This is a genomic window from Gordonia sp. YC-XJ4 (assembly GCF_059511865.1).
Window position 1 is genome coordinate 5,606,411 of the sequence record NZ_CM183447.1, and the last position, 18,383, is coordinate 5,624,793.

18 protein-coding genes are annotated in these 18,383 nt (G+C 67.1%); 7 read left to right on the forward strand and 11 right to left on the reverse strand.

Features of this window, described 5'->3' with window-relative positions; genetic code table 11:
- The first annotated feature begins 197 nt into the window (after nucleotides 1-197).
- Nucleotides 198-644: an STAS domain-containing protein gene (locus tag AC5ZH6_RS25140; protein ID WP_006369960.1), complete on the forward strand. Its 447-nt coding sequence runs from the start codon at nucleotides 198-200 to the stop codon at nucleotides 642-644.
- On the opposite strand, the gene AC5ZH6_RS25145 is transcribed toward AC5ZH6_RS25140, so the two are convergent.
- Both AC5ZH6_RS25145 and AC5ZH6_RS25150 read right to left on the reverse strand, forming a co-directional pair.
- Nucleotides 616-1,059 carry an anti-sigma factor gene (locus AC5ZH6_RS25145; RefSeq protein ID WP_006369961.1) on the reverse strand — a complete coding sequence of 148 codons (444 nt, stop codon included), beginning with the start codon at nucleotides 1,057-1,059 and terminating at the stop codon, nucleotides 616-618. The genes AC5ZH6_RS25140 and AC5ZH6_RS25145 overlap by 29 nt on opposite strands.
- A 39-nt stretch (nucleotides 1,060-1,098) precedes the next feature.
- Nucleotides 1,099-2,178 (reverse strand): hypothetical protein, encoded by a 1,080-nt coding sequence (locus AC5ZH6_RS25150; protein ID WP_035727875.1) that lies wholly within the window; start codon nucleotides 2,176-2,178, stop codon nucleotides 1,099-1,101.
- A 123-nt stretch (nucleotides 2,179-2,301) separates the two neighbouring features.
- Here AC5ZH6_RS25150 and AC5ZH6_RS25155 point away from each other — a divergent pair, with 123 nt between their 5' ends.
- Entirely contained in the window at nucleotides 2,302-2,610 is a 309-nt protein-coding gene (locus tag AC5ZH6_RS25155; RefSeq protein WP_006369963.1) for a metallothionein, read from the forward strand.
- 33 nt (nucleotides 2,611-2,643) lie between these two features.
- Here AC5ZH6_RS25155 and AC5ZH6_RS25160 read toward each other — a convergent pair whose 3' ends face one another.
- The 5 genes from AC5ZH6_RS25160 to AC5ZH6_RS25180 all read right to left on the reverse strand — a co-directional run bounded on the left by AC5ZH6_RS25160 (nucleotide 2,644) and on the right by AC5ZH6_RS25180 (nucleotide 8,844).
- Complete coding sequence (locus AC5ZH6_RS25160; RefSeq protein WP_006369964.1) at nucleotides 2,644-3,309, reverse strand: nitroreductase family protein; 666 nt, start codon at nucleotides 3,307-3,309, stop codon at nucleotides 2,644-2,646.
- A 106-nt stretch (nucleotides 3,310-3,415) separates the two neighbouring features.
- Nucleotides 3,416-4,936, reverse strand: a complete 1,521-nt coding sequence (locus AC5ZH6_RS25165; protein WP_006369965.1) for a catalase — start codon at nucleotides 4,934-4,936, stop codon at nucleotides 3,416-3,418.
- A gap of 160 nt (nucleotides 4,937-5,096) precedes the next feature.
- On the reverse strand, nucleotides 5,097-5,834 hold the full coding sequence (locus AC5ZH6_RS25170; protein WP_079931130.1) for an IclR family transcriptional regulator: 738 nt from the start codon (nucleotides 5,832-5,834) through the stop codon (nucleotides 5,097-5,099).
- Between the two features lie 234 nt (nucleotides 5,835-6,068).
- Nucleotides 6,069-7,328, reverse strand: a complete 1,260-nt coding sequence (locus AC5ZH6_RS25175) for an IS256 family transposase (RefSeq protein ID WP_163376561.1) — start codon at nucleotides 7,326-7,328, stop codon at nucleotides 6,069-6,071.
- Nucleotides 7,329-7,461: 133 nt separating this feature from the next.
- A complete protein-coding gene (locus AC5ZH6_RS25180) occupies nucleotides 7,462-8,844 on the reverse strand; it encodes an APC family permease (protein WP_496167964.1) in 1,383 nt (460 codons plus the stop codon).
- Between the two features lie 161 nt (nucleotides 8,845-9,005).
- Here AC5ZH6_RS25180 and eat point away from each other — a divergent pair, with 161 nt between their 5' ends.
- The 3 genes from eat to eutC are packed head-to-tail and all read left to right on the forward strand — an operon-like array spanning nucleotide 9,006 to nucleotide 12,609.
- Nucleotides 9,006-10,433, forward strand: a complete 1,428-nt coding sequence (gene eat / locus AC5ZH6_RS25185) for an ethanolamine permease (RefSeq protein ID WP_006369968.1) — start codon at nucleotides 9,006-9,008, stop codon at nucleotides 10,431-10,433.
- Nucleotides 10,430-11,836 (forward strand): ethanolamine ammonia-lyase subunit EutB, encoded by a 1,407-nt coding sequence (locus AC5ZH6_RS25190; protein ID WP_006369969.1) that lies wholly within the window; start codon nucleotides 10,430-10,432, stop codon nucleotides 11,834-11,836. Before eat ends, AC5ZH6_RS25190 begins: the two co-directional genes overlap by 4 nt.
- Nucleotides 11,833-12,609: an ethanolamine ammonia-lyase subunit EutC gene (gene eutC / locus AC5ZH6_RS25195; RefSeq protein WP_006369970.1), complete on the forward strand. Its 777-nt coding sequence runs from the start codon at nucleotides 11,833-11,835 to the stop codon at nucleotides 12,607-12,609. Before AC5ZH6_RS25190 ends, eutC begins: the two co-directional genes overlap by 4 nt.
- Nucleotides 12,610-12,638: 29 nt before the next feature.
- Here the strand turns inward: eutC and AC5ZH6_RS25200 are convergent, their stop codons facing one another.
- From AC5ZH6_RS25200 to AC5ZH6_RS25210, 3 genes are read right to left on the reverse strand one after another with little or no spacing between them, the layout of a single operon-like run.
- Nucleotides 12,639-13,895: an aminotransferase class III-fold pyridoxal phosphate-dependent enzyme gene (locus AC5ZH6_RS25200; RefSeq protein WP_006369971.1), complete on the reverse strand. Its 1,257-nt coding sequence runs from the start codon at nucleotides 13,893-13,895 to the stop codon at nucleotides 12,639-12,641.
- Between the two features lie 7 nt (nucleotides 13,896-13,902).
- Complete coding sequence (locus AC5ZH6_RS25205) at nucleotides 13,903-14,670, reverse strand: hypothetical protein (RefSeq protein ID WP_006369972.1); 768 nt, start codon at nucleotides 14,668-14,670, stop codon at nucleotides 13,903-13,905.
- The gene (locus tag AC5ZH6_RS25210) at nucleotides 14,664-15,485 is read right to left on the reverse strand and encodes an SDR family NAD(P)-dependent oxidoreductase (RefSeq protein WP_035727878.1); all 822 of its coding nucleotides are present in this window, start codon (nucleotides 15,483-15,485) and stop codon (nucleotides 14,664-14,666) included. Before AC5ZH6_RS25210 ends, AC5ZH6_RS25205 begins: the two co-directional genes overlap by 7 nt.
- Before the next feature lie 266 nt (nucleotides 15,486-15,751).
- Between AC5ZH6_RS25210 and AC5ZH6_RS25215 the strand changes: the two genes are divergently transcribed.
- Nucleotides 15,752-16,981, forward strand: coding sequence for an MFS transporter (locus AC5ZH6_RS25215; protein WP_006369974.1), 1,230 nt, complete (start codon nucleotides 15,752-15,754; stop codon nucleotides 16,979-16,981).
- Nucleotides 16,981-17,616 carry a TetR/AcrR family transcriptional regulator gene (locus AC5ZH6_RS25220; protein ID WP_006369975.1) on the forward strand — a complete coding sequence of 212 codons (636 nt, stop codon included), beginning with the start codon at nucleotides 16,981-16,983 and terminating at the stop codon, nucleotides 17,614-17,616. The genes AC5ZH6_RS25215 and AC5ZH6_RS25220 overlap by 1 nt, the downstream gene beginning before the upstream one ends.
- Before the next feature lie 65 nt (nucleotides 17,617-17,681).
- Here AC5ZH6_RS25220 and AC5ZH6_RS25225 read toward each other — a convergent pair whose 3' ends face one another.
- Nucleotides 17,682-18,335, reverse strand: a complete 654-nt coding sequence (locus tag AC5ZH6_RS25225) for a TetR family transcriptional regulator (protein ID WP_006369976.1) — start codon at nucleotides 18,333-18,335, stop codon at nucleotides 17,682-17,684.
- Nucleotides 18,336-18,383 lie beyond the last annotated feature (48 nt).

The window sequence follows — 18,383 nt, forward strand, 5'->3', positions numbered from 1 at the left end:
TCTCTTGTCACCGTACCCAGTTGCGCCGGACCCGAAACTCCCCTTGAAGACCTACCCGCCGGTCCGTACGGTTGGACACAGCGGTTCAGTCAAGCAGCTGCGAGCGGCGCGGACTGGACCATCTCCGTCTCGTCGCATCCTTTCACCGACTCCGATCTTTCACTGACTCCGATGTCACCTATGCGACGGAGGCCGCCATGAAACAGCTCGACACCAACATGACTTTCCATCCGGCGAACGACCCGGATGATTCAGCAGCGACGTACTCGGCGCCGCATCGTGATCGCGCGTCCACACCGATGGCCGTCGGACGGTCGTTCTGCGTGCAGCATCTCTCCGGCGCCATCGACATGCAGACCACCGCCGATTTCGCGGTGGCCCTCGACAGGGTGCTGGCCAAGCAGCCCGAGGGTGTGGTCCTCGACCTCACCGATGTCCGATTCCTCAGCGCATCCGGACTCGGGGTTCTGGTCGGTTTCCATGACGAGGCCGCTCACCAGGGCATTCCTGTCGCCGTGGTCGGCGGTACCCCGATCGCACGGCCGATCCGCGCATGCGCCGGGGAGACGGGTATCGACGTCTACGATTCGGTCGAGGCCGCCGGGTGGGCGGTGATCACCGCTGCCGCGTCTTACCGATCGTGACGGTGAGATCCCGGTGATCGGGACGATCGACACACTCGATGGTGTGCGCATCGGTGAGCGTGGTCACCACCCGCCACCCGAAACCTGTTGTGTCGATCTCGAATCCGGGGATCACCGGGCTCGCGGCGCGGGCCACCGCACCGGTCGGACCGACGGTCAGCGACAGGTGCACCCGCGCACCGGCAACGGCTGCGGAGATGAGCTGGGAGCAGATCTCGTCGATCGCGATCTTGACGTCGGTGACCTCGTCGACGGTCCAGTCGGCGAGGTACAGGGTGCGCTCGACGACCGACCGGATGATCGAGAGTCGGTCGGACTCCGCGCCGACGGCGAGCTCCACCGGTTCTCCGGAGGCGTCCAACAGGTCGACGATCACCGTCTGCCCGCCGCCACCACTCACGCCGCTGTCTGTCACTGATCCTCTCCTCACGATGGTTGGCTTCTGACTTGGTTCTTACCCATCCCTTCGCCGGGCAAAACCCCCGTTGTGCCGGCGGTCGTCTTCGGCCTGCCGGCGGGTGCGCTCCCGGTAGCCGTAGGTGGCGCGCAGGACGTCATCGTAGCTGTCGGCGCTCGACCCGATGGCGCCTGCGAACATTCCCAACGACGTCGCCAGCCACGCCAGGCTCAGGTAGTTCCACACGTCGACCGGCGCCCCCAGCGTCTGCGTCATGAACCCGGAGTCGATGACGATGACCGCGGCGAGCAGGGTCGCGGTGAACAATCCGAGATAGAGCACCGCCGCACTGAAGGCGACGGTGACCACGGTGGCGATGTTGTAGAGCCGCGCACGCCGCGCCGTCGTGCGGCGCGGGGTGTCCCACAGCCGATTGTTGACCACCAGCCAGACGGTCGCGAGAACCAGCGACAGCAGCGAGATGCCCAGCAGCCGCCACACGCTCAGCGCATCGGCCATCGACCAGATCGAGGTGAAGAACACCCCGAACGAGGCCGCGGCGGCCGCGGCCGCGGTCATGCCGGTGAGCGTGGGGATCAGCCGCCACGGCCGGTTGCCCCGAACCATGCCCAGTGTCAACCGCATTCGGCCGATTCGCCCGCCGTCGAGCAGTCGGTCGGTGCCTGCTGTCGGGTCGGTCGACCAGCGGCGCCCGCCCGGCTGGGGCTCTCGCCGACCACCGAGTCGGCCGGCGGCGAGGCCGATCGCGTCGATCAGTCGCCTCCGCGGGAACGGGCCGAAGGCCGGCGCGGAGATCACCGCCGACTCGCGCCCGGCGTCGACCTCGATCGACACCACATCGGGTGTGCGGGTACGACTCTCGGCGAATCTCGGTATCTCGGTGAGGAACACCACCGCTTCGGGGCCGAGTGTCTCGCCCGAGCGCACGGCCTCCAGGTTGGATTTGGGTTCCAGCTCCAGCGACGATTCGTCGGCCACCGTCAGCCCCGCGTACTCGAATGCGTTGGGCTCCAGAACGTCGCGGATCTCGTCCTCGGACTTCTCCACGATGGTGGCGGGCAAGCCGGGTTCGGCGATGATGCGTAAACCGGGTGCCTCGTCTGCTGCTCGTGTCATATGGTCCGGGGTACCCATCGCGAACGCGGGTCAATCGCGGCGTTCTACGGGTTTGACCTCGGCGTCCCCGGGTATCCCCGGACAGCGGGAAGTCTTCCCCACCATTCAGACGAGGAGACGGCTATGGCCATCTGCGACATGTGCGGCAACGAGTATCCGCGGGCGATGACGATCACGATCGGGACGGATCCGCACTCCGGCGGGGTCTTCGACAGCTTCGAATGTGCAATCGCCGCTCTCGCACCGCACTGCGGACACTGCCGGTGCCGCATCCTCGGGCACGGACTCGAGAGCGGCAACGACATCTTCTGCTGCGCGCACTGTGCACGCGAGGCCGGCCATCGTGGCCTGGTCGACCACATCGGGGCGGCCGACGGCGGGTCCGGGCGCTGGCGGGTGTTCGACGACCGTCATGCCGAATCTGTCGACTGACGGAATCGGGGAACTGACGTTGGAGCGCCCGCGCTATCGCGTGAATGGGTTGCCGTCGAAGCGTTCTCGCGTCACGAAGTCCTCGACGGGTTCCCGCCGTAGCCGGGTGAGTTGTTTGACCGGCTTGCCCAGCGGCAGCACCGCCGCCACCGCGTGGGTGTCGGGGATCGCCAGGAGTTCGCGGACGCCGGGTTCCTCGGTGACGGCCATCGTGGTGATCGTGCCGCCGAATCCGCGAGAACGTGCGGTGGTGAGGATGTTCCACACCAGCGGATAGATCGAGCCACCCGGGACCACGCCGATGCGGTCGAGGTCCTTGTCCATCGACGCCACGACCTCCAGGTTCACCGTCACCACCAGCAGCACCGGCGCAGCGGCGAGCGGGGCGACGAACTCGTCGACGCCTTCGGTGACGGCGAGGTCGGCGTCGGTGACCGCGCTGGGATGCACGACGTTCCACGGCATTTCGCCCGCGGCACGCTGGGCCAGGTAGCGGCGGGCACCGGTCTTGCTCACTTCGGCGATCGCCTGCTTGGTGTCCGGGTCTCGCACCACGATCACATGTGCGCCCTGGCGGTTACCGCCACTGGGCGCGAAGCGCGCGGTGTCGAGGATCTCCCACAGCACCTCGTCGGTCACCGGATCGTCGGTGAACTCGCGTGCGGCGAAAGTCGTGCGGATGACGTCGTCGAATTCCATGTCTCGATCCTCCCACCACGAATACGGCTTCCACGCGAGCGGGCTCCGGACCCGGAAAATCGGGGGTCGGAGCCCGCTCACGTGGTATCTGTATTCGGCAGCCGAGCTATACCTTCTGCTGCATCGACGAGCGCGCCGGATTGCCCTGCTCGGCCTTCTTCGGGTCGGGCTCGTCGGCCTTCTCGGTGACACCCTTCTTGATCTTGGCGCCCAGATCGGTGTCGACCCGGCTCCAGTACTCGAAGGCCCGGGCCAGCACGGGCTCGCTGACACCGTTGAGCAGGTGACCGACGATGTTGTCCACCAAGCGATCCCGGGCGGCGTCGTCGAGGACCTCGCGCACCATCGTGCCCGCCTGACCCCAGTCGTCGTCTTCGGGATGATCGACGTAGGCGCTGCGGATGATGTCGCCGTCGGCGGCCCACTGCGGCTCGGCCTGCCCGGCGAACGTCGCTGCCGGACCGCCCTTGGAGTTCGGCGCATACACCGGGTCGGTCACCGGATTGATCCGCATCGCACCGTCTTTGGAGTAGGTGTGTACCTCGTTGCGCGGGGCGTTGACCGGGATCTGCTTGTAGTTGGCGCCCAGACGGTGCCGGTGCGCGTCGGCGTAGGAGAACACCCGGCCCAGCAGCATCCGGTCGGGACTGAACCCGATGCCCGGCACCACGTTGTTCGGCTCGAAGGCGACCTGCTCGATCTGTGCGTGATTGTCGGTGGGGTTGGTGTGCAACGTCATCCGGCCCACCTCCTGCAACGGATAGTCGCCGTGCGGCCACACCTTGGTCAGGTCGAACGGATTGAACCGGTACGAGACGGCGTCGTCGTAAGGCATGATCTGCACCTTGAGCGTCCAGCTCGGATGGTCGCCGCCGGCGATGGACTCGAATAGATCCCGGGTATGGAAATCGGTGTCCGCCGCAGCCATCTGATCGCCCTCGTGCTGGGTGAAGAACTCGATGCCCTGATCACTGATGAAGTGGTACTTGACCCAGGACTTCACACCCTGCGCATTGACCCACAGGTAGGTGTGCGAGCTGTAGCCGTTCATGTGCCGCCACGTCTTCGGGATGCCCCGGTCACCCATCAGCCAGGTGACCTGGTGGGCCGACTCCGGCGAGAGGGTCCAGAAGTCCCACTGCATGTCGTGGTCTCGAAGGTTGTTGTCGGCGCGACGTTTCTGCGACCGGATGAAGTGCTGGAACTTCATCGGGTCCTTGACGAAGAAGACCGGCGTGTTGTTGCCGACCATGTCGTAGATACCCTCGTCGGTATAGAACTTGAGCGCGAAACCCCTTGGGTCACGCCAGGTGTCGGGGCTGCCACGCTCCCCCGCCACGGTGGAGAACCGGGCCACCATCTCGGTTTTCACCCCTGGCTGGAACAACCCGGCGCACGTGTACGCCGAGACGTCCTCGGTGGTCTCGAAGGTGCCGAAGGCACCGCTGCCCTTGGCGTGTGGCTGTCGCTCCGGGATGCGTTCCCGGTTGAACTGGGCCATCTGCTCGATCAGATAGTGATCGTGCAACACGATCGGCCCGCCGGCGCCGACGGTCAGCGAATGTTCGTCGCTGCCCGCCGGGGCCCCGGAATCACGGGTGGTGTAGAAATCGTTGTTCTCGGACATATCGCCTCCAACGGCCTTGAGCCGGATTGATTGTGTCCATCGCCGACGCCGGGCTGTGGCGCCGGCTCGCATCGCAAAGGCGAGCGCGAGGGTGCCAGGCTTCTCGAGCACCACTGCTTCGAGGGTAGCCGCTCGCCGGGCGCCGATGTCCAGGTCGGTGTCAGAACAGCAGCGGACCGAGCGCCGAGGAGAGCCCCTTCGCCGCGTCGACCAGCGAACGGATCGCGTCGAGCCGGGTGGAGACGCCGCCGATCATCACCGCGCCGCGGACGTCGCCGTCGGCGTCGAGGATCGGCACGGCGACGTGGGCGTGGTCGCAGACGAGCTCACCGTCGTCGATCGCGACATCGGTCCGGCGGATCTGTGCGATCTCATCGCCGAGGCGGGTGAGGTCGATGATCGTTGCCGGGGTGATCGGTGCCGGTGAGGCGCCGACCACCTCCCGCCACTGCGACAGCGACGCGAGCAGGATCTTGCCCGGCGCCGACGCGTGCGGATAGCGCATGAGTTCGCCGATACCGGTCAGCGGGTGGTCGGGGTCTGGGTCGAGGATTCGCAGCGTGGTGGGCCGGAAGTAGACCAGGTGCACCGCGAAACGCACCGATGACCGGAACTCGTCGATCAGCTCCCGCGCCCGCGCGGGCACCGGTGGTGGCAGCACCCCCGACAGCATCGTCGAGAGCCGGGCACCCAGCGCGAAGCCGCGCAGGTCGGCGGTCCGTACCAGGTATTCGTCGGCGACCAGTCCGTTGAGCAGCCGGTAGGTGCTGGCCTGCGGGAAGCCCAGATGACGGGCGATCTCGCTGCCGGTGGTGCCCAGCCCCAGATCGGCGACCGCCTCGATGATCTGCAGCGCCCGAGCCACCGAATCAGCACGGTCGGGTCGTCCTATCGCCACGGGTGCACCTGCCGCGTCATCGCAGGGTCCCGCGTCATCGCAGTGTCACCGTGAGGATGTCGTCGCGGCTCGTGGCGTCGAAGACACCGACGCGGCCGAATCGGGTTGGTGTGTATCGCGCGATCACGGTCACCGCGGCAACGACAACGATCATCGAGATCACATAGATCGCGCACAGCACCCGCCCGCTGCGATAGTGCCCCGTGATGTGGTGGGAATCGGTTCCGCGTCTGGTCAGTCGCAGTGATCAACGAGTTCCGTGTTTTGATCATATCCGTTGCTGGCGTTGAGGGCGTGCTGCTTGGCGGCGATGACGGCTCGGAGTTCGCCCATGGAGCTCTCTGAGAGGTAGCGGCGACCGACTTGCCATTCGTCGTGTTGGTCGATCACCACCGAGGTCGCCAGCCGCAGGAAGGCCTCCGGGTTGGGGAAGATTTCTACGACGTCGGCGCGGCGTTTGATCTCTTTGTTGAGCCGCTCGATGGGGTTGTTGGACCAGATCTTCTGCCAGTGTCCGCGGGGGAACGCGGTGAACGCCAGCACGTCCGTTTTGGCCTCGCGCATCATCTGGTGCGCCTTGGGGAACGAGCCGGCGAAGGTGTCGGCGACCTGGTCCCACTGCGCGGCCACATCCTTGGGGTCGGTGTGGGCGAAGATCGTCTTGACCGCCGCGGTCACCGCGGGTGCGTGCTTTGACGCCACCGTGCCGTGCAGGTTGCGCATGAAGTGCACCCGGCAGCGCTGCCAGGAGGCGCCCACAAACTGCTTGGCTACGGCCGCCTTGAGGCCCGCATGGGCGTCGGAGATGACCAGGTGCACCCCGGATAGCCCACGGGCCTTCAGGGAGCGCAGGAAGTCATTCCAGAACTCGTACGACTCACTGTCCCCGACCGCCGTGCCGAGCACTTCGCGGGTGCCATCAGCGGAAACGCCAGTGGCCACGACCATGGCATGAGATACCACGTGCGCACCGATACGGACCTTGCAGAACGTCGCGTCAGCGAACACGTACGGGAACTCGGTGTGGGCCAGCGTGCGGGTACGGAACGCCTCCACTTCGGCGTCGAGCTCGGCGCAGATGCGGGACACCTCAGACTTCGAGATGCCAGTGTCTACACCGAGAGCCCGTACGAGATCGTCCACTGCACGTGTAGAGACCCCGTGTACGTAGGCCTGCATGATCACCGCGTACAGGGCCCGGTCGATGCGCCGGCGCCGCTCGAGCAGAGCGGGGAAGAACGACCCCGATCGCAGCTTCGGGATCCGCGCCTCGATATCGCCGGCCGGGGTCGAGACAGTCTTGTTTCGGTACCCGTTGCGGTGCGTGGTGCGGTCCTCGTTGCGCTCGTACCTGCCGGCGCCGATCTTGGCTGAGGCTTCAGCCTCGATCAGCGCCTGCAGGCCGGCCCGCACCAGTTCGGCGAACATCGCCTGCGGATCGGCGGACAGGAGTGCATCCAACTGGGCGTGTACGCCAGAATGGGAGTGGGTCATCGCGTGGTGTGTCCTTCCGTGAGCTACTTGGTCGTAACTCATTGACCACTACGCGATGGCCCACCCCCTTGGCGGGCCGCCACACCGTCGTCAGCCCAAACCCCGGCCCCCAAACCCCACCACTCCAGGGGACTTACCCCCCGCTGCCGACGTCGGTGGTGAAGCCGGTGACGAGAAGTACCACGAGGATCGTCGCCGTCACCGCACCCAGCACGGTGATCGCGCGGCTCGCCTCGCCAATCCGACGCAACATCGCCGGCGCCGCCAGGCATGCGGTGAGGTAACTGCCCATGTAGCCCAGCGCGCTCAGCGTCAAGAAGTCGCGGATGCCGGTCTGCGGGTTGCCGCCGCACCACAGGAAGATCAGCGGCCCGGCGACGACGGCGCCCATCGCGCACACCGTCGCGAACGCCGGGGTGTGGAACCGCCGGTGCGCCCGGCCGAAACCGGCGGGCACGACCTGCTCGCGGCCAAGCGTGAACAGCACCCGGACCAGTGCATTCACCGAGGCCAGCGCGCAGGCGAAGAAGGAGGTCGCGATGCCGAGGTCGAGGATCACCGACGCGACGCGGGTGCCTTCGGACAGGAACAGGGCGGCCAGTGGGGTGGGACTCTCCCGGATGCGCTCGGGGGCGCCGGCCATCGCCACCGACTGCGAGGTGACCGCGAGCAGATAGATCACCGCAGCGGCCGGCGGCGTCCACATCAGGGTGCGGGGAACGCTGCGGAAGGGACGTCGGGCCTCGGCGGAGAGGGTGGTCGCGGATTCGAATCCGACGAATGCGCTGACCGCGACGACGATGTTGAGACCCATCGAGCCGGGGTCGATGTGCGAGGTGAAGGCCGCCGAATATCCGGCACCGCGGTGAGTGATCCCCAACCACAGCATCAGACCGACCATGATGACGACGGCGACGATCTCGATGCCGAGGATTGCCGTTGCCGAGACCTTGACCCCGCGCACCATCAATACCGTCATCACCGCCGCCGACGCGACGACGATGACACACATCGCGATCACCGACGGCGCGGCGGCCACGCCGAGGCTGACCGCGATATGGCTCAGATATAGCCCGACGGCGAGCAATCCGGCCATGCTCACCGAGCCGTAGCCGAGGATCGCCGACCACGCCGTCGGTAGCGCCACACGAGGTCCGAACCCTTGGGCCACATAGGAATACAGCCCGCCGACCACCGCCAGTCGCTGGGCCATCGGCCGGATGCACGCAGCGACGAGCATGATGACGACGGCGGCCGCGGCGAAGGCGAGCACGCCACCGGAACCACTGATCGCCGCGATCACGAACAGGGGCGTCACCGCCGACGTGCCGGCCGGGGCGATGGCCGCGACCGATTGCGCGAAGACGGGTATGAAGGGGAGTTGACGACGCGTGAGCCCCCGGACGGGCGACTCGTCGGCGACGAGTGGCGATCCGGTGGCGCGACGGCGAGAGATCGACGAGGACATGGCGCCCTCCACGGTGGCCGAGAGCGCGTTTCCGCGCGTCGTTTTCATGTTTCATCCGTGTTAACCAGCGTGAGAATGTCGGCGTCTGTGATTCTCGACATGCCTTACATGGGCGCCATTGTGACGTGACACACACCTCGTAGCGTCGATTCTCGTTCCCTTCCCGGCGAGACCGACGCCGATCTCGCCGCCCACCGAAAGAGGCGCCCATGAGCACCACCGAACACGGTCGCGTCGCCGACGCCACCGCTGCCACCACCGACTACCTGGACAAACGCCGACTCGCGACGGGCACCGCCGGGTGGGTGCTGCTCGCCGGGCTCGGCGTCAGCTACGTCATCAGCGGTGACTACTCCGGCTGGAACTTCGGCCTGGCCCAGGGCGGTTTCGGAGGTCTCGCGATCGCCGCGGTCATCATCGCCGCGATGTATCTGGCGATGGTGCTGGGCATGGCCGAAATGAGTTCGGCACTGCCCGCGGCCGGCGGCGGATACACCTTCGCCCGTCGTGCGCTCGGGCCGTGGGGCGGGATGGCCACCGGCACCGCTGTGCTCATCGAGTACGCGATCGCCCCGGCGGCCATCGCGACCTTCATCGGGTCCTACGTCGAATCGCTGCATCTGTTCGGCATCACCGACGGATGGTGGGTGTACCTCGCCGCGTACGCACTGTTCATCGGCATCCACCTCGCCGGCGTCGGCGAAGCACTCAAGGTGATGTTCGTGATCACCGCGATCGCATTGCTCGGGCTACTGATCTTCGCGATCGCGGCGCTCGGCGACTTCTCGTGGGCCAACCTGACCAACATCGCGCCCACCGACGCCGCAGGTGCGAGTTCGTTCCTCCCGCACGGATTTCTGGGCATCTGGTCGGCGATCCCGTTCGCGATCTGGTTCTTCCTCGCGGTCGAGGGTGTCCCGCTGGCCGCCGAGGAAGCCAAGGACCCGGCCCGCAACGTGCCGCGCGGCATCATCGCGGCGATGTGCGCGCTGATGTTCACCTGCGCGCTGGTCTTGTTCCTGGTGTCGGGAGCCGGTGGCGCCGAGGCCATGCAGGATTCGGGTAACCCGCTGGTCGAGGCGCTGGGCAGCGGCGCGGCGCACACCGTCGTCAACTACATCGGCCTCGCCGGCCTGATCGCGAGCTTCTTCTCCATCATCTACGCCTACTCCCGGCAGCTGTTCGCGCTGTCGCGCGCCGGCTATCTGCCGAAGTCGTTGTCGGTCACCAACTCTCGCAAGGCGCCGACGCTGGCGTTGATCGTGCCCGGCGTCATCGGATTCGGCCTGTCACTGACCGGTGAGGGCGCGATGCTGCTGAACATGGCGGTCTTCGGGGCTGCGCTCAGCTACGTGCTGATGATGATCAGTCACATCGTGCTACGTGTGCGCGAACCGCAGCTGCCACGCCCCTACCGCACGCCGGGCGGCATCGTCACCACCTCGTTCGCCCTCGTCGTCGCCGTCCTCGCGGTCATCGCGACCTTCCTCGTCGACATCACCGCCGCCACCGGCTGTCTGATCGTGTTCGCGGTGATCATGGGCTATTTTGGCTTCTACAGCCGCAAGCGGCTCGTCTTCGCCACCGCCGACGAAGAGTTCCAGGCCATCGCCGACGCCGAAGAAGGACTCTCGTGACCTACCGTCAGACATTGCGCGGACAGACCTACACCTTCGCCGACCTCGTCGAGGTGCTGGCCAAGGCCACGCCCGCACGCTCGGGCGACGAGCTGGCCGGGTGCGCCGCGGAGTCCGACGCCGAGCGCGCCGCCGCCGCCTGGGTGCTCGCCGACCTCCCGCTGACGGTATTCCTCGAACAGATGGTGGTGCCGTATGAGTCCGACGAGGTCACCCGGCTGATCATCGACACCCACGACCGCGAGGCCTTCGCGCCGGTGTCACACCTGACCGTCGGCGGCCTGCGCGACTGGTTGCTCGAACAGGTCGGTGATCCGGAAGGACCACGCCGGCTGCGTGCCGTCTCACCCGGGCTGACACCGGAAATGGTTGCGGCGGTGAGCAAACTGATGCGCAACCAGGACCTGATCGCCGTCGCCCGTCGCGTCGAGGTGATCTCGGCGTTCCGCACGACCATCGGATTGCCGGGCCGCCTGGCGACGCGGCTACAGCCCAACCATCCGACCGACGATCCGCGCGGCATCGCCGCCGGACTGCTCGACGGATTGCTGCTCGGTTGCGGTGACGCGGTGGTCGGGATCAACCCGGCAACCGACTCACCGCACGCCACCGCCACCCTGCTGAGATTGCTCGACGAGATCCGCACCCGCTTCGACATTCCGATGCAGTCGTGTGTGCTCTCGCACGTGACCACCACCATCGGGCTCATCGAGGAAGGCGCGCCGGTCGACCTGGTCTTCCAGTCCATCGCCGGAACCGAGGGCGCCAACCGCGGATTCGGTGTCGACCTCGCCGTGCTGCGCGAAGCCGACGAGGCCGGACGATCGTTGGGGCGCGGCACGGTCGGCGACAACGTCATGTACCTGGAAACCGGTCAGGGATCGGCACTTTCGGCGGGGGCGCACCTGGGCACCGGCGGCCGGCCGGTTGATCAGCAGACCCTGGAGACCCGCTCGTATGCGGTGGCCCGGGCGCTGGACCCGCTCCTGGTCAACACCGTCGTCGGATTCATCGGGCCGGAATACCTGTTCGACGGCAAACAGATCATCCGCGCCGGCCTCGAGGATCACTTCTGCGGCAAGCTCCTCGGCCTGCCGATGGGTGTGGACGTCTGCTACACGAACCATGCCGAGGCCGATCAGAACGACATGGACACCCTGCTGAGTCTGCTCGGCCTGGCGGGCTGCCCGTTCGTCATCACCGTGCCCGGCGCCGACGACATCATGCTGGGCTATCAGAGCCTGTCGTTTCACGACGTGCTCTACCTGCGCGAGGTCATGGGACTGCGCGCCGCACCGGAATTCGAGGCGTGGATGCAGACCATCGGCATGGCCGACGAGGGCGGACGGGTCACCCCCCTCGATCCGCACACCTCACCGCTGCGCGGACTGGCCGCCTCATGAGCACCGGCAACACCCCCGCCCACGACCCGTGGGACCTGATGCGGCGCACCACACAGGCGCGAATCGGTTTGCGGCGCAGCGGATACACCCTCTCGACGCGCGACGTCCTCACCTTCCAGGCCGATCACGCCGCCGCCCGCGACGCCGTCCACACCCCGATGGACATCGACACCGTCGGCAAGGGACTGCGGGAGTTGGGTTTCGGCGAACCGATCGCGGTGACCAGCCGGGCCTCCTCCCGCGCCGAATACCTGCGGCGGCCCGACCTCGGCCGGATGCCCGCGGATCTGTCATCGATCGAGTCGTCGGGCGCCGACATCGGCATCGTCATCGCCGACGGACTGTCGGCGACCGCCGTCGACACCCACGCCGTCGCCCTCATCGACGCCCTGACGTCGGCTCTGACACCGCAATTCACCGTCGCGCCACCGGTTCTCGCCTCCCAGGCCCGGGTGGCCCTCGGCGACCACATCGGTGAGGCACTCGGTGTGGAGATGCTGATCGTCATCATCGGCGAACGGCCGGGCCTGTCGGTGGCCGACAGTCTCGGTATCTACCTCACCTATGCGCCCGAGCCGGGTCGGCGTGACTCCGAACGCAATTGCATCTCCAACATCCACCCACCCGACGGTCTCGGGTACGCCGACGCCGCCCGGATCGTCGCGGCGCTGGTCGCCGGCGCCCGGCAACTCGGCGCGTCGGGTGTCGCCCTGAAGGACACCTCCGCGGGTGAGGCCGCGGTGGCTGCGGCGGAGCAGTCGGGGCTCACCTGAGGCACGCCGGGCGTGTGTGCCGACAGTCTTCACACGATTGCACCGAACGCCTCGTCGGCGACCTCCAGTGTTCGGACGATGTCGTCGGAGGTGAGGGCGGCGTTGATGAAGTGGTTGTGGTGGGAGGTGAGAAACACCCCGCGTCGAACACATTCGGCGATCCAGCGTTGATGCAACATCAACGACGGATCGTCGGCGATGCGAAGGTAGAACAGCGCGGGCTCGCCGGAGGCGACAAGGGTCAGACCGTGACCGGCGGCGACGTCGACGAGACCTTCGGTCAGAGAAGTGCCGAGTTCCCGGAACAACGCAGGCGCATCGAGTTCTTTGAGCTTGGCGATGGTTGCCATACCGGCGGCGAACGGGACCGCACTCATCCAGTAGCTACCGGTGTAGGTGATGCTGCTGACCGCCGACCGCAAGCTCTCCCGGCCGCACAGGGCGGACACGTTGTAGCCGTTGGCAATCGCCTTGCAGAAACAGATGAGGTCGGCAGAAAAGCCGTAGTGATGGTCACTGCCGGCGAGGTCGAGACGAAAGCCGGCGCGCACGTCGTCGACGATGAGCACCACTCCGTGTTCGTCACAGAGTGCACGAACCGCGGCCCAAAACCCAGGCGCTGGTAGCTCGTTGTCGGCGAAGTTCCCGTGTTGGTACGGCTGTGCAATGAGGGCGGCAATCTCACCGCGATGTTCGACGAAAGTCTCTCTGAGCGAGTCGATGTCGTTCCACTTGACCTCGATGTTGCCACCGACATCCTGCGGCAGGACGCCGGGATAGTCGAGCTTCTGTGCCCACGGGTCGACGCCGTGATAGTAGCCGGAGAAGAAGACGATTCGGCGGCGTGCGGTGGCGGCGCGCGCGGTCATGATCGCCAGCGTCGTCACATCGCCACCGTTCTTGGCGAAGAATGCCCAGTCGGCGCTCGCGACGGTGTCGACCATCACCTCGGCGAAGTCGACGAGCGCCACCGACGGAACCGAGACGGTATCTTCCTTGCGCGCTTGGACATCGGCTGCGGCAGCAACATCGGGATCACCGTAACCCAGGACGTTGGGACCGTATCCGCACATGTAGTCGATGAATTCATTGCCGTCGAGGTCCCAGAATCGGGTGCCCTGGGCATGTGAGGAGAACTTCGGGAAGGCCGATCGCGGGATGTGCATGCCCTCGGTGGGCGACAGGTGGCCGTAGACACCTCCGGGAATCACCTTGGCGGCACGGGCAAATGCGGCGTCGCTCGCCGCGTATGTGTAAGGGCGGCTGGGGGATTGGATGTCGGTCATGTGACGATCATGGCTCCAGGTAGGCCCCGACACGGTCGAGGATGCGGTTGAGGTTGTCGATGAGCGGGATCAGTCCGTACATGGCTATGCGGCCGTCGCCAACGCAGGCCAACGACGATTCGCGCCCGGCGAGCACGTCGCCGACCACGGTCAGGTCGGCGAAACGCAAGACCGCGGTCGGGCGGGCAGAGGTGACGTCGGTGCGTCGCATGTACGACGAGGCGACCCGGAATCGATAGGTGTATTCGTCACCGATCTGCATGTCGATGCGCCCGTCGGACATATGCGCCGCCGAGAATCGGCCGCTATCATCATGATTGGCAACAACGGTGAGTGCGCCGGCCACCACCTCGAGGGTCAGCAACGTGGAGATCTCCCGGAACCGCGGGTCGGCGAGACGCTGAGGGTCGGGTCTCAGATACTCACCGAGAAGGTTGGTCAGCGGTGTGAACACCGTGGTGAGGAATCGTAGCCCGCGCGGTCCGGCGGCCGGGATGGGCGACGAATCACCGGCGACGACCGCGTTGAGATGGCAGGCTGAGGTGAAGAACAACGTGGGACCGCCTGCGCCCCAACCAGGTCGGATACCGCCGCTCCCGAAGGTGTAGCGCGCGTTCAGTCCGCCGGGCGCCCGGAGTGTCAACGTGGTGTCCGAGCGCATGGGCGACAGGATGTCGCGGGCGTCGGGCACCAATTCGACCAGGGTCGGCAGTGCCCCGAACACGGCGTCGAGGTTGATCTCGGCGCGGACGCGCTCGTCGACGTCGATCAGCATGGGCGGCCATCCTTTTCTCGAGGGCCGCTGCCGGCCCGGGTGGTCGATCGGGCGCCGACGGTCAGCACCAGCCGACGCGGGGCACATCGGGCGGCGAACGCCTGGATCCGGTTGCCGAGGCCGACGGTGACCACCGGCCCGGACGTGGTGTCGAGCGCGGCGAATGCGGCATCGACGACCTCCTCAACGGTGCCGAGCCGACCGACCTTGAACTGTTCGGAGCCCGAAGCCTCGAAGAACTCGGTGGCGGTCGGCCCGGGGCAGAGAGCCAGGACGCGCAGACCGCTTCCGCGGCTCTCCTCCCAGATGGCCGAGGTCAGCGACGTCACGAAAGCTTTGCAGGCGGCATAGACGGCGAGATTGGGCACCGGTTGGTGGCCGGCGGTACTTGACACGGTGATCAGTGCGCCTGCCGGACCGGCCGCCAGCAACGAGGGCAGGAGGTGGCGGGTGAGCAGTGCCGGCGCCACCACATCAACCGTCATCTCCTCGAGGATCCGATCGGCGTCCTCGTCGACGAACCGACCGGCCGTGCCGAAACCCGCGCAGTTCACCAGGATTCCGATCTCGAGGCCAACCTCGCGAAGATGTGCGGCGAGCGCGCCCGGCGCGGCAGGGTCGGCCAGATCGGCGAGTACGACGGCCGCCGACACCCCGAATCGACGCTCGAGACTCTCGGCGAGGGCGCGCAGTCGCTCGACCCGACGCGCGACGAGCACGACGTTGTGGCCGTTCCTGGCGAACCGTTCGGCAAAGCCCTTGCCAATACCCGAGCTGGCGCCGGTGACCAGCGCCGTCGGCGCATCTGCGCTCACAGCTCCCGCTTCCCGGAGACAGCGTGCAGTCACACACATCCCCAATTTCTGGACAAATGACTCGTTCGGCTGGCGACGCTGCCGCAGAATTCTCGAGTTTCATCGACGTAAACACTGAAACTTCCCACTTGCGGCGTCGACTTCCCGCACTCTTAATGGGAGTAACCGGGACATTAGTCCAGACTCTGGAGTCCGGCAAGGTTTCGGCGTCCACCACGCCACGGCGCCGGTGATAATTGACCCGCACACCGACAGGGGGACCAGGCATGCAGATCACGCCGACAGGACCGGGCACGGTCGAGGGACTGCCCTCACTGCGGGTCCGCAAGACCGCGGTGGCCTGCGGATACGCCGCACAGGGACTCGGTTACGCCGCGGTCATGACGGCGTTGCCGACCTTCCAGGACACCTGGGGAATCGACGACCAGGGCGTCGCGGTGATCCTGCTCGGCACGTGCGTCATGGCCGGAATCGGCTCGGTGGCCGCCGACCTGATCTCGGTACGCCGGGGCAGCCGGGTCGCGGTCTGCACCGCCCTGACGGTGCAGGTGGCGGCGATTGCGACGATGGCCTTCGCGCCCGTGTTCGCCGCGTTCATCGCGGCGGTGGTGGTCTACGGCATCGGCCTGGGCACCATGGACGCCGCCGCGAACATGCAGGGCACCATGCTCGAAGCCCGCACGGCCACACCCCATCTCGGACGCTTCTATGCCGCCTATACCGCGGCGGCCGCCCTCGGTGCGCTGGCCATGAGCGCTTTCCTGTCCACCGCGGCGGGCGCGATCGGAGCGCTGCTGACCGCCGGCGCGATCCAACTCGCGGTTGCGGTGTTCGGCGTCGTCGGCCTCGATCCGTCCCGGGAGGCGGTCCACGCCCAGCGTGATACCGAGCAGTCACCCGCGCCGGATGCGGAGCGAATTGCGTTGCCGCGCCGCGCGATCTGGCTCGTCGGTGCCACGCTGATGGCGATCTACATGCTCGACTCCGCGGTGTCGACGTGGAGCACCGTCTACCTCACCAACGCCTTCGACAACCTCGCCCACCTCGCCCCGCTGGGGTATGCGCTCTATCAGGTCACCACCCTGCTGTCGCGCCTGGTGACCGACCGCCTGGAAATACGGGTGGGCATCACCCGTCTGGCCCTGGCAGCGATCGGCATCGGCGTCGCCGGCTGTGTGGTGATCGCCGCCGTCCCGGCCTTCGCCGGGGCGATCGTGGGCCTGGCCATCGCCGGCATCGGCGGCGGCATCCTGATCCCCGTGACCTTCGCCGCGGCCGGACGCATCCTGCCCGCACGCCGGGACGAGGTCATCGCACGGGTGAACCTCTTCAACTACGCGGGCGTCATCCTGGGCGCGGTGATCATCGGCGCCATCGCATCGGGCTCCGGGATCGGTCTCGGGTTCCTGATCCCCGCGGCCGGTCTCGTCGCGGTCATCCCACTGGCGCGACGCATCGACTCGACGCGCTGGCGTCCGGCCCCGAGCGCGGTGTGATGACCAGCCACCAGACCACCGAGCGGGGCGTCCGCGGACGCAGCCGTCAGCGTCGGCAGAAGCTGCTCGACGCGACCATCGAGATCATGGCCGAACAGGGGCTCGCCGCCGTCACCCACCGGGCGGTGGCCGCCGCGGCCGGATTACCGGCCTCGTCGACGAGCTACTTCTTCGAATCGATCGACGAGCTCATGGCCGAAGCGGTGACCGAGGCGATGGACCGCGAGGTCGCCCGGCTCGGCGCACTCGAGGGCGCGTTCGGTGACGGTCCCGCGTCGGCGGGCCGGTTGATCGGCAGCTTCGTCGACTTCATCCGCAGCGAACACGACCCGCACACCGTCGCCCAGTTCGAAATCTACCTCTACGCCTCGCGCAAGCCGGAGCTGCGCGAACGGGTCGTCACGATCATCGAGGCCACCCGCGAGATCGCCCGCCGAGCGCTGAATGCCGCAGGTGTCGAGAACCCGCTGGCCGCCGACGCCATGCTCGCGATGATCGACGGATTCTCGCTGCATCGCATCGCCGATCCCGACAGCACCGACGTCGAGGGCCTACTCCTCGGTCTCCGCGCGCTCCTCGTCGGGCTGTCGGCGCTCGAGGTGGTCGGCGATTCCGATCCTCCGGGTCAGCGCTGATCAAGACCCTCCGGGTCAGCGCTGATCAAGACCCTCCGGGTCAGCGCTGATCAAGACCCTCCGGGTCAGCGCTGATCCAGGTACGCCCGGATCATGTCCTCCAACTCGGCCAGCAACGCCGTGTCCGGGGTGGTCGCACCGTCCTCACCCACCGCACTGAACGCCTCGTGCATCACCGCGTCGGCCGCGGCGAACACGGTGCGCGCCACCGTCATATCGCATCCGGTCAGTCCACACGCCTGCATCAGCTCACACACCTTGACCGCCATCCGTGCCTTGTGCGCACGGCTGGGTCCACCGGGCAGCCGCGCGATGGACCGCACGATCTGCACGCTGCGTTCGTCGGTGTAGATCCCCGCGATGTGACCGATCACCTCGGCGACCGGGTCGGCGATCTCCTCGACCTCGATGCGATCGATGACGTCGTCCATCAGGTTCTCGATGCGCTCGTGGTAGCGGGCGACGAGGGCGGCGGCGATCGCGTCACGGTCGGGCAGATACTGATGCAGGGCGCCGACCGAGAGCCCCGCCTCCTCGGCCACCCTGGTCAGGGTCAGCGCGTCGACACCCTCGCGCACCGCGATCCGGTCGGCGGCCGCGAGGGCCTTGCTGACCTTCTCGCGTGATCGCGACTGGGTGGGCGTGCGCTTCAGGGGTACCGACGAAAGATCGTCTGTCGGCGGAGCGGCCGGAGCCGGCTCGTCTGGAGCGGAATACACCGGCCCACCATATCCGCCGAACGTCGAGCGACACACAACCAAACTTGA